Source organism: Bifidobacterium sp. SO1, from assembly GCF_018555335.1.
GTDB classification, from domain to species: domain Bacteria; phylum Actinomycetota; class Actinomycetes; order Actinomycetales; family Bifidobacteriaceae; genus Bifidobacterium; species Bifidobacterium simiiventris.
Genome location: NZ_JAFEJR010000012.1, coordinates 95,042 through 103,770, shown reverse-complemented (window position 1 = coordinate 103,770; position 8,729 = coordinate 95,042). Strand labels below are relative to the sequence as shown.

Here is an 8,729-nt window from a genome sequence, read left to right as displayed (position 1 = left end):
AACGGAAACGCTCCCACGCCGCACGGTACTGGATACCGTGAACACGCGCATACTCGGAAAGCTTCATGATCCTAGTATATCATAAACAACTAGAAAAAACTAGTATTTTAGCTACTAATCACAAGACCGTCATGCACCAAGCGCCTTGCGGCATAGGCGCTCGCGATTCATTACGATCCGCACCAGTCGCACGAGTTCGGTTCGCGGCTGCTTTTTTTCGAGAATCACGCCGCAGTCGCGCCTATGTTTCGTCGGGCAGGAGCCGGAGTCCGGGAATATGGTGGCGATCCAACGGTCGAATCCGCCGGGTTCGATGCGTAACCGGCCGTATCCTTCGATTTTGGCGAACGTCTCGTCGGCCATATTGTCGATCAGGTCGACCAGCCGTTCGGCAATTGCGTCGGCTGTTTCGCCGGTTAGCCCACTGATGGTGAGGCATGTTGTCCTGTCTCCGGTTTTCCAAGTTTTGGTTTCGGTGCTGATACGCATTGGGGTCTCCTTGTTTGGCGTTGGTGGATGTCTTCCGCCACTCCTTTATGTGGACATCTACAGTGTAACATAAGGGTGGGTTAAAGCAGAACCAAACAACAAATCCCAATCAGCCCATCTCAACGGCTCGAATGATCCACGCCCGAACAGCTGTATCCTCCGCTTGATTCTTTTCGCTATAGCAGGCGGCGAGCTGGCGAACGGCATCCACGTCGGTCCAACTGAACGGATCGGCTTCCCGCTCCTTGACGAATCGTTCGCATAATGCGGTGAACTCGCGGAGGCAACGTTTCATCGTGAGATCGTTGACGTCGATTCTGGTTCGGAACGCGTTCCAAAGCCACAGGTTGCGTAGCTCCTCCACTGGCAGTCCGGCCGACGTGTAGGCGTGGATTGCTGCGATGATGATCGGCTCCCATTCTTCGGTTTTGCGTTCTTTCGCTTGGAGTTTGCGGAAACTGCTGAGCGCGGTGCTTTTGATCACGTTATCCGAGTTCATGAGCTTGTAGCAGCGCTCGTACTGTCGGTCGGGAATGTTCTTGTAGTGCCCGTTCTGGCTGGTCAGATGCCAGTTGTGGCAGAACTCGCACAAATATGTGCGGCGTTCACTCCGTTTTCTGGACGCCGACCCCTTGCAGGTCGCGAGCGCGAGTTTGGCTTCGAAGAGGTTGTTGTAGCGGATTTTGCCGGTTCTGCTGCATTTGCCGGAGGTGCGGGCGATGCGGGTGATGTTGCGTGTGCTCATGGTGTTCTCTGTTTTGTATCGACTCTTTTATGTGGACGGGTACAGTGTAACATTTAATTTTGGTGAGATGATACAAGTCGATCGAATGTCGGTCACTCGCCGTAGAAAGCCCTTAACTCGCTGACCGAAGAGAACCTGCGGTCCTCCCGTGCCGTCGCCTGCCGTCTCGCTTCGACGTTGAGATCGGACTTGTCGCAATCGGAATCATGGAGTGTTGTTCGGGTTGCCTGCTCCGTGGTCTCGGCCGTCCGGGGATTGTCTCCGACGGATTGGCGTTCGGTAGCTTGTTCGGTCATGGCGATATCCCTCGTTTCCTTGCGCTGATAGGCCCAATGATGGCACAGCGAACTCACCAGACGGTTAACAGTCCATAGAGTCCAAACCGCTTATGATCCGTGCCACCTGTTCGACCGACATGCTCTCCCTCTCAAAGGACGGCTGGACTGGGGCGGCGGGTTCGTCAATCTTCGGTATGCCGAACACGTGGACGCCGAGATGCCGCTCCGCGCCTATCGACATGGTTACCGCATCGTCGATCTCCTCCATGCGCATGAAGTCGCCCTGCACGCCACCGCAATGCGGGCAGACGAACGCACGATAACGGGTTCCCGACATCTTCGTATACCTATCCTCGAAACGGCAGGGTGATGCGGCTCCGGTCAGATCCTGATGTGCGGCCAGCCATGCGGTGACCTGCGTCGTATATTGTTCCTCGACCCGGTTCCGTCCGGCGGTAGGGGAACATCACCGACTGGTCGCAGCTCCATGTCGCGATGGGCCGGTGGCACTTCCAACAGTTGGCCGGGATCACGCTGATCGACAAGCCCGTATAGTAGGCGTGCAACCGGTCTCGCAACGTCAAGTTGACCGTGTGCGCTACGGAATGCCACGCATCATCCCAATACAACATGTAACCGTCTTCAGATTGTTTCAACGGGAGTCGCAGCGAACGGCCGGTAAACGACACCTTGCCGTAGCAGCGCCATTCATGCGCTTCCTCCGGTTTGAGATGCCGGTCAAGCCAGATCACGTCAATACCGGCGTCATGGTATCGGTCGGTGCGACGGTCGAACTCCTCATCGGTCTGATACGACCATTGCACTTCGAAAACCAACGGACGCCGATCCGGCCGAATAATATACGTGTCGGCGATCCAGTCGATATCACCGGCCTCATCGCGGTGCGCATGTTCGACGGAGGCGTCGAACCCCATTGCGCTCGCCGTTTCCATGATGATCCGTTTCAATGTGACGTGATGCGTGGTCTCCGGCTCGGTCAACCCGTCGTGTCCGCCGACGAAGCATGAGAAGAACCGAAGGCCGGTGTCCCGTCGGGTTTTGCAATGCATGGGACTGCCGGTGATCGGCGACGATAGTGGCGTAGTGTCTGCATGATGGGCTTCGCCTCGTATTGTCGCCCATTGTTCGTCGGTCATGGTGAGCGAGGTGATGATTCGATCATGGTAACGTGCGGTAAGCATTGATTCTCCTTAACTATGCAAAAAGGGGAGACGCAACCGTCGAGTCTCCCCTTGTGATCTCAAGCGGCCTGTTCCAAGACCGGGGCGAACAGGTTCACATTGCTGAAGAACTCGTACGCCTGATCGCCCATCGTGGCGAACGGCTCATACAGGTTGCCTTCCAACGTGGTTTTGGCGAACGAACCGCCCATATGATTGCGCATCGCCCAGTATTCTGAGCAGCGGGCGAAAATCTCGCACGGCGTCAACGCATAGTTGAGCTGAGAATCGGTCATACCGGTCGTATCAAGCGCGGCGACGTAGGCGTCGATGGTCGGCTGAAAACGCGGCGACAGGCTCACCCAACCATGCTCGGCATCCCAAGCGTGACTCATTTCATGCCATGTCGAATCCGGGTGACGTGGATCAACCGCGATCGCGCGACGAACCGGATGATAGACGCCGGTGGCGCGATGACGGCCGGTCAGCCGAAAACGGAACGCGTTCACCGTATCGATCATCGGCAGCCGGCAAGCAGCCCATAGCTCGGCGAACTCGGCATCCAACGCCCGGTACAAATCCAAGTCGACACCATCATCGATCTCGACATGCTGGAACGTGCGGCCGAACATGCTCGACAAGGCGGCTTGACGATGCTTGTCGTCGCAATGCTTCTTATCCTCGAACACGCCGGCGATCCTCCGGTTCTTCCATTTGATCGCCAGTTCGACCCGCTCCTCGACCGGCCATTGGAGCTTCGCCGCAACGTTCACCGCCACGTGGATCGCCCGCTGGTACTTGCAATCCTCACTGATCAACCGCATGATCATACTGTCGGCCGTGGGATAATGGCGATACTGTTCGGGAATGTTCCCGTTGACGATTTCGCAGATTTCCGGGGTGATCAACCGCATGGCTCCGACGATCACCGGCAGTCGCACGCCGACGATCCGCGTGCGCTCACGTTCGCGGCGATTGTTCCAATGCCACGTGTGGTCGCCGAGAAGCGTTTTCGGGCAGGAGCCGAATGCGATGACAGCCCATGTGCCGTCGTCGTTGCGATAGGTTCGGGCTTCGGACGTGATCTTGGCGATCTGGTAGGAGGCGAGTGATTCAGGTTCCGGGGTGATTGGTTCCGCCTTGTCGCCGATGAGCCAGCGTGCCGTGTTCAACGCGGTTTGTTCGATCTGCTCGTTGTTGAGGGAACTGAGGAGGTAGCTGCCGATCTTGCGGCAGATGGTCCAAGGTGTGTCGTCGAGGTTGAGTTTGGGCAGTTGCTTGGAGCGTTGCATGGGGTCGGTTGCGGGCATGAGGGTGGTGATGCGGGTCATGAGGGTTCCTTTTGAAACAACTCTTTTATGTGGACGATACCAGTATAACATAAAGATAGGATGTTGAACCACATAACAAAACGACGGACAATAAGGACCATGAACAAAACCGACATGACCCACCAGTGGCATCAAACCAACGAACCATCCACCGCACACGACAGCAAAACCGTAACCCGACTTTCCCCGGAAGCGTTCGACACCTTCGAAAAAGCCCTCAATCAACCCATACCTGAGACGGCTCGAAAACTCATAACCATGAACCCCGAATGGCTTTGAAACCAAGACAGTGCAGAATTCCCCCCGGCTTAATGTGCATTCACTTCCGGAGCGATGCAGGTCACTGTCGGATCGCTTCGATTTTCGCTTCATGCACGGCGAGGATCAGACTCTTCACCATATCCTTGTCGGCGTCCTTCATATTATCCCAGTCGCCGTAACCTTGTTTTTTCGCATAGTTGCGGCAGGTTCGGTCGAACAGGTCACCGGTCAGGTTTCTCACGCCGGCCGTATACGCAGAGCGGAGTCCCTGAATGTGGTCGGCGCGTGAGATGAGCGCCGTGTCGGCGGTGTCGGGGTAGCGTTCGATGAGTTGGTCTTCGAAGTGGGTCATGTTGTTTCTCCTTAACGTTTTATGTGGACTCGGGTAGTTTAACGAGTGTGTGAATTGAGAGGTGGTTTGACCGCGAACCGGATCGTCGGGGATTATCGCATCGATTCAAGGAACCGGTCAAACGCACGACTGGCTTGGGGTTGTTCTGATTGTTCCAGACGGTCGGCCACCTTCCGCAGCAGTGTGGCCTCAGTCAAACCGAGTGCGGAACCGATCTCACCCCAATAGTGGAATGCGGCATGTTTCCTGCCGCGTTCGATCTCGCTCAGATAGCCGACCGACAATCCGGCCTGTTGGGCGACCTGCCACAAATCCCAGCCTTTCCGATGCCGTTCCTCACGGAGGATCGCGCCGAACGCCTTGTCGAATTTGCTGGGTTTGATCATGCTCGGGCGAGCTTTCTCAAATACTTCGTATCGCCGGTGACCAGCCATTCGTCCAAACCGTCCAAGATCACGGCAAGCAGGTCGCCGGCGTCCGACAGCGAATACGCGGGGATGACGGTTGCCGGGCCGATGGCCAGATTCTCGTTGCCTGACTGGGCGGACCATATGACCGTCACCGCATCATCGTGACTTGCATCGATTTGTACGAGGATCATGCGATCCGCCAAGACGGCTTTGAGTACGCCCGGCAATACCCGCTGATACGTGGATGCGGCGTCACGGTCGCTGGCTGCGTACGCGAGTCTGATGAGCCGGACGATCCGATCGGGCTTGCCGTTCTCGTTTTCTTCTTCTTCCATTTACTCTTCTTCCGCTGGTTCGATCTGCCATGCGATCTGCCCTGTCGTCACCGCATACGCCGTCTCACCCTGCAACAGGCTGATTCGACCCCGATACAGAAGCGTCCCGCAATCACTGGTGATCACGCGCAACGTGCCCCCACCGGTGACCGTGCACGTGCGAATCGTTTTCGACAACGGCACGTATTGGGCGGGAATGAACCATGCGGTGCCGAACATGATCGACAGGACAGCGATCACACTGCCGATGATCACAGGAACGTGCAGATGTTCGCGGCGTCGCCGACGCATGGACTCCTTGACGATGTTCGGCTCCCGTTTCGGCCTGTCCGGCTTGCCAGGTTTGACGGCCTTATGCCTCGCCATTTCAGGCTCCCTCCTCCTCCAACTGGTTGAGGATATAGGCGACGCCCTGCATCATGTCGGTGATCGAATCCGTGTCGATCTGCCATTGCTTCAACGGGTTCTGCGCACGGTCGATCACCGCCAACGTCGGCTGGTCGCTGTGCGCGAGTGTTTTCAACCCGATGTGAATGGGGTCGCCGCCGTTGGGGTTCGTGTGGGCGAAGATCGGCCGATACTGGCTGGATCGGATGGTGCTCACGTTCCAACCGTGTTCGCGTGTCGTGTCTTTGAAGATCGCGCCGACTGCCTCGTATCGGGCTTTGAGCTGGGTGGTGGGCTTGTTCACGGTGCTGTTAATCCTTCCAGTATTCGTGGTCGCAGTTGAGTCCGGTGATCGGATCGTGACTGGTTTTGATGGTCTCGTTGTCTCGACGGTAGATGATGGTGGTGCGCGACTGCGTGTCCTGTCGGCTGATCTGCTTCCAGCCGGGTTCGCTGAGCAGCTGGTCTGTCTGTTGGCAGGTGAGTTTCTGACGTGTGGTCATGATTGTCCTTTCGGTTTTTGGGTGCATTGGGGTTGGCGGGTGTGCCGTCTTTTCGCGTGGTTGGGTGCGCCCACAATGTTTATGTGAACACATCCAGTATAACATATTGTTTTAGGCGAGTTGAACCTTGAGAACATCTCGGTTCAGCAGGAACCCCTGACTCTTCTGGGGTGCTCGGAAACCGACCACCCGGCATTTGCGGGAGGGGATCATCGCATCCCATGCGACGAGCACTCCATTGTCTGTGTCGAAGGGGAACAGGTTGATGTTGCGGTAAATGGTGCCGTCCTTGAAGTAGACAGTGGCGCAACGGCTGGAAGTGTAGGTGTCCTTGTTGAAGGTGATGTTGCGGTTGTTGTTGGTCATTTTTCCTGAGTTCGATGTTTTTTGGGGATAATAGAAGAAACGAGGGGAGAAGACGGCCGGCCTTCTCCCGGCTGGCGGTCACATATGGCAGTCGTAAAACCAGACGCGCAATTCGTCGTCCGAGTATTCCATCGCGTCGCGCATGACTTCGATCAGCTGATCCTTGTCGTTGTACAAATCGTTGTACCATTCGTATTCGGTCACGACGTCGCAGGGGCGGGTGGTGTTCGGATCATCCAGATTGGCGATGTATTCCTCGACGGTGATGCCCTGCAATTCCCGAGTTTCCTTCTCCCAGCGCCCGCCGGTCTCATACCAGTCCCATTCCGCGTCTGGGTTGTAGGTGCTGAGCCTGTTGCCGTCCTCGTCGTATTCGTATTCACCGAGGTCGATGATGTGCTGGGCGAACGTGTCGTCGTCCATTGCGAGGAGCCGGGCGTATTCGGTTTTCTCGCTGTCGGTGGCGTTGACGGAGGTCAGCGCGTGTTTACGCCAGTCGCGTTCCTCGTTGATCCAGTCTTCCTTTTCCATGTCGATGTAGGGTTCGACGTCGAGGTCGGCTGCGTAGGGTTCGAGCTGGTTTTCGGCAGCGCCTTGGCTGGGTGCGATGACGAGCGTGAGGGTGTGCATGGTGTTCTCCTTGTTGTGTCGGGGTGTTTTTCCAACCTCTTTTATGTGGACAATTACAGTATAACACAGAGTGTGTATGAGAGCAAACCCTGCACGCAGCAAAACCAACCGAAACGATCAGGCAGCGACCTGCATCGGCACGGCATCCACCCGGCCGATCACCTTCGACCCATCGGCCTCAAGCAGAAACGCCCTGCCCCTGGAATACGAAACCACGGCACGATACACGTTCCGATCGTTCCCACGCACATACGTGACCGGGACGCGATGATCGAACACGTGGACGATCGGTTGCGCGTCAAGCACGGTCACGCCATACGCCTTGCACACCGCGTCCAGCGCCGTCTCGGCCTCGAACGTCAGCGCGACGAACAAGGCCACGCATGTCGCCAGGAACAGCAGACCGTACACGCGGAACACGGGCATCACCTCGTCGCCGGACACCCGCATCGCCAGCATAGCGAGTGCGGACGCGGCGAAGACGGCCAGCAGCCATTTCGGGGTGAGCTTCGCCGCAGCCGGGAACGAATAGGTGGCGGGCGCAAACTGGTCGAACGGCTTCGACTGGACGGGGATCGTCGGCGGGGCCGGCGGCAGATGGTGGGCGACGTGCGCCTGCCTGCGCTTCTTCAACGGGGCGAACGACGGGACTGGCTTCTGAATCTGGACGGGCATGGTGTCGGTGCTGTCGTGCGCCGGCTCGGGGTCGATGGCGATCTGGCTGATTTCTTGGGTGAGAGTGGTCATAATGGCCTCCTTGTTTGATGCCGGGGGGCGTTTCCTCGACATCTTTTTATGTGGACTAAAACGGTTGTACTTGCGAAGTGCGCGATCCGCTCGTCACGAGCGAGAAGATCGCGGGGACAAGCTCAGCCCCGATCGGGCTCAGTCGAAGTCGCCCATCGACTCGCGGTAGAAGTCGGCGCAGGCGAGGCAGGTGTCGGTCGAGAAACTCCAGTGCAGTGCGCAGTAGTTCTCGCCGCATTCCTCGCAGTGACGAGCGCAGTCGGAACAGTTGCGCTGGCCGCAATCGTTGCAATAGAAGGCGTCGTCGTCGCAGATCATCTTGTCGCAGTTGCCGCATGGCCCGATGCGTTCTTCGATCTCGGTGTTGCACTCGTCCTTGATGATGTTGCAGTCGGGGCAGAGCGTGAGGTCGCAGTCCTCGCAGTGGAGCATGAGCGGGCGGACGTGGCATTCGGTTTTGCCGCACTGGTCGCAGGTTTCGGTGATGTAGTGGGTCATGTCGATCTCCTTGTTTGGTGTGTCGGGGTGTTTCCCCGACCTCTTTTATGTGGACGATTACAGTATAACACAATAGGTGACAAGGTGCAATACACAGCCAAAACCAAGGAAAACCACAAACCAGCCCTGCCACAATCAACAACAACGCAAACAAAACAGGAGGAAAAAATGAGACACTACAACAACTTCGGCGAACCGTGGCTCCTCCCCGACAAT

At 57.0% G+C, this 8,729-nt stretch carries 17 protein-coding genes; 1 reads left to right on the top strand and 16 read right to left on the bottom strand.

Annotated elements, in window-relative coordinates; genetic code table 11:
* Positions 1–129 precede the first annotated feature (129 nt).
* The 6 genes from JS541_RS10345 to JS541_RS10320 all read right to left on the bottom strand — a co-directional run bounded on the left by JS541_RS10345 (position 130) and on the right by JS541_RS10320 (position 4,024).
* Entirely contained in the window at positions 130–489 is a 360-nt protein-coding gene (locus tag JS541_RS10345) for a hypothetical protein (protein WP_214374410.1), read from the bottom strand.
* Positions 490–598: 109 nt separating this feature from the next.
* On the bottom strand, positions 599–1,234 hold the full coding sequence (locus JS541_RS10340; protein ID WP_214374409.1) for a hypothetical protein: 636 nt from the start codon (positions 1,232–1,234) through the stop codon (positions 599–601).
* Positions 1,235–1,326: 92 nt separating this feature from the next.
* Positions 1,327–1,530 (bottom strand): hypothetical protein, encoded by a 204-nt coding sequence (locus JS541_RS10335; protein ID WP_214374407.1) that lies wholly within the window; start codon positions 1,528–1,530, stop codon positions 1,327–1,329.
* Between the two features lie 64 nt (positions 1,531–1,594).
* On the bottom strand, positions 1,595–1,849 hold the full coding sequence (locus JS541_RS10330; protein WP_214374406.1) for a hypothetical protein: 255 nt from the start codon (positions 1,847–1,849) through the stop codon (positions 1,595–1,597).
* Positions 1,850–1,859: 10 nt separating this feature from the next.
* The gene (locus JS541_RS10325) at positions 1,860–2,714 is read right to left on the bottom strand and encodes a hypothetical protein (RefSeq protein WP_214374405.1); all 855 of its coding nucleotides are present in this window, start codon (positions 2,712–2,714) and stop codon (positions 1,860–1,862) included.
* A gap of 59 nt (positions 2,715–2,773) precedes the next feature.
* Positions 2,774–4,024, bottom strand: a complete 1,251-nt coding sequence (locus tag JS541_RS10320) for a hypothetical protein (RefSeq protein WP_214374402.1) — start codon at positions 4,022–4,024, stop codon at positions 2,774–2,776.
* Between the two features lie 99 nt (positions 4,025–4,123).
* Between JS541_RS10320 and JS541_RS10315 the strand changes: the two genes are divergently transcribed.
* Entirely contained in the window at positions 4,124–4,303 is a 180-nt protein-coding gene (locus tag JS541_RS10315) for a hypothetical protein (RefSeq protein WP_214374400.1), read from the top strand.
* 61 nt (positions 4,304–4,364) lie between these two features.
* Here the strand turns inward: JS541_RS10315 and JS541_RS10310 are convergent, their stop codons facing one another.
* The 10 genes from JS541_RS10310 to JS541_RS10265 form a co-directional block, all read right to left on the bottom strand.
* On the bottom strand, positions 4,365–4,637 hold the full coding sequence (locus JS541_RS10310; protein WP_214374399.1) for a hypothetical protein: 273 nt from the start codon (positions 4,635–4,637) through the stop codon (positions 4,365–4,367).
* A gap of 92 nt (positions 4,638–4,729) precedes the next feature.
* Complete coding sequence (locus JS541_RS10305; RefSeq protein WP_214374397.1) at positions 4,730–5,023, bottom strand: helix-turn-helix transcriptional regulator; 294 nt, start codon at positions 5,021–5,023, stop codon at positions 4,730–4,732.
* Complete coding sequence (locus tag JS541_RS10300; protein WP_214374396.1) at positions 5,020–5,382, bottom strand: hypothetical protein; 363 nt, start codon at positions 5,380–5,382, stop codon at positions 5,020–5,022. Before JS541_RS10300 ends, JS541_RS10305 begins: the two co-directional genes overlap by 4 nt.
* Positions 5,383–5,748 carry a hypothetical protein gene (locus tag JS541_RS10295; protein WP_214374394.1) on the bottom strand — a complete coding sequence of 122 codons (366 nt, stop codon included), beginning with the start codon at positions 5,746–5,748 and terminating at the stop codon, positions 5,383–5,385.
* A gap of 1 nt (position 5,749) precedes the next feature.
* The gene (locus JS541_RS10290) at positions 5,750–6,073 is read right to left on the bottom strand and encodes a hypothetical protein (protein ID WP_214374392.1); all 324 of its coding nucleotides are present in this window, start codon (positions 6,071–6,073) and stop codon (positions 5,750–5,752) included.
* Positions 6,074–6,080: 7 nt separating this feature from the next.
* Positions 6,081–6,272 (bottom strand): hypothetical protein, encoded by a 192-nt coding sequence (locus JS541_RS10285; protein WP_214374391.1) that lies wholly within the window; start codon positions 6,270–6,272, stop codon positions 6,081–6,083.
* Between the two features lie 111 nt (positions 6,273–6,383).
* A complete protein-coding gene (locus tag JS541_RS10280) occupies positions 6,384–6,638 on the bottom strand; it encodes a hypothetical protein (RefSeq protein WP_214374390.1) in 255 nt (84 codons plus the stop codon).
* Positions 6,639–6,716: 78 nt separating this feature from the next.
* Positions 6,717–7,268: a hypothetical protein gene (locus JS541_RS10275; protein WP_214374389.1), complete on the bottom strand. Its 552-nt coding sequence runs from the start codon at positions 7,266–7,268 to the stop codon at positions 6,717–6,719.
* 117 nt (positions 7,269–7,385) lie between these two features.
* The gene (locus tag JS541_RS10270; RefSeq protein ID WP_214374387.1) at positions 7,386–8,015 is read right to left on the bottom strand and encodes a hypothetical protein; all 630 of its coding nucleotides are present in this window, start codon (positions 8,013–8,015) and stop codon (positions 7,386–7,388) included.
* A gap of 138 nt (positions 8,016–8,153) precedes the next feature.
* Positions 8,154–8,513: a hypothetical protein gene (locus JS541_RS10265; protein ID WP_214374386.1), complete on the bottom strand. Its 360-nt coding sequence runs from the start codon at positions 8,511–8,513 to the stop codon at positions 8,154–8,156.
* Positions 8,514–8,729: the final 216 nt, after the last annotated feature.

Excerpts from the sequence above, each read along its gene's own strand:
- JS541_RS10345 (WP_214374410.1), bottom strand. The coding sequence starts at position 489 with ATGCGTATCAGCACCGAAACCAAAACTTGGAAAACCGGAGACAGGACA.
- JS541_RS10340 (WP_214374409.1), bottom strand. The coding sequence starts at position 1,234 with ATGAGCACACGCAACATCACCCGCATCGCCCGCACCTCCGGCAAATGC.
- JS541_RS10335 (WP_214374407.1), bottom strand. The coding sequence starts at position 1,530 with ATGACCGAACAAGCTACCGAACGCCAATCCGTCGGAGACAATCCCCGG.
- JS541_RS10330 (WP_214374406.1), bottom strand. The coding sequence starts at position 1,849 with ATGTCGGGAACCCGTTATCGTGCGTTCGTCTGCCCGCATTGCGGTGGC.
- JS541_RS10325 (WP_214374405.1), bottom strand. The coding sequence starts at position 2,714 with ATGCTTACCGCACGTTACCATGATCGAATCATCACCTCGCTCACCATG.
- JS541_RS10320 (WP_214374402.1), bottom strand. The coding sequence starts at position 4,024 with ATGACCCGCATCACCACCCTCATGCCCGCAACCGACCCCATGCAACGC.
- JS541_RS10315 (WP_214374400.1), top strand. The coding sequence starts at position 4,124 with ATGAACAAAACCGACATGACCCACCAGTGGCATCAAACCAACGAACCA.
- JS541_RS10310 (WP_214374399.1), bottom strand. The coding sequence starts at position 4,637 with ATGACCCACTTCGAAGACCAACTCATCGAACGCTACCCCGACACCGCC.
- JS541_RS10305 (WP_214374397.1), bottom strand. The coding sequence starts at position 5,023 with ATGATCAAACCCAGCAAATTCGACAAGGCGTTCGGCGCGATCCTCCGT.
- JS541_RS10300 (WP_214374396.1), bottom strand. The coding sequence starts at position 5,382 with ATGGAAGAAGAAGAAAACGAGAACGGCAAGCCCGATCGGATCGTCCGG.
- JS541_RS10295 (WP_214374394.1), bottom strand. The coding sequence starts at position 5,748 with ATGGCGAGGCATAAGGCCGTCAAACCTGGCAAGCCGGACAGGCCGAAA.
- JS541_RS10285 (WP_214374391.1), bottom strand. The coding sequence starts at position 6,272 with ATGACCACACGTCAGAAACTCACCTGCCAACAGACAGACCAGCTGCTC.
- JS541_RS10280 (WP_214374390.1), bottom strand. The coding sequence starts at position 6,638 with ATGACCAACAACAACCGCAACATCACCTTCAACAAGGACACCTACACT.
- JS541_RS10275 (WP_214374389.1), bottom strand. The coding sequence starts at position 7,268 with ATGCACACCCTCACGCTCGTCATCGCACCCAGCCAAGGCGCTGCCGAA.
- JS541_RS10270 (WP_214374387.1), bottom strand. The coding sequence starts at position 8,015 with ATGACCACTCTCACCCAAGAAATCAGCCAGATCGCCATCGACCCCGAG.
- JS541_RS10265 (WP_214374386.1), bottom strand. The coding sequence starts at position 8,513 with ATGACCCACTACATCACCGAAACCTGCGACCAGTGCGGCAAAACCGAA.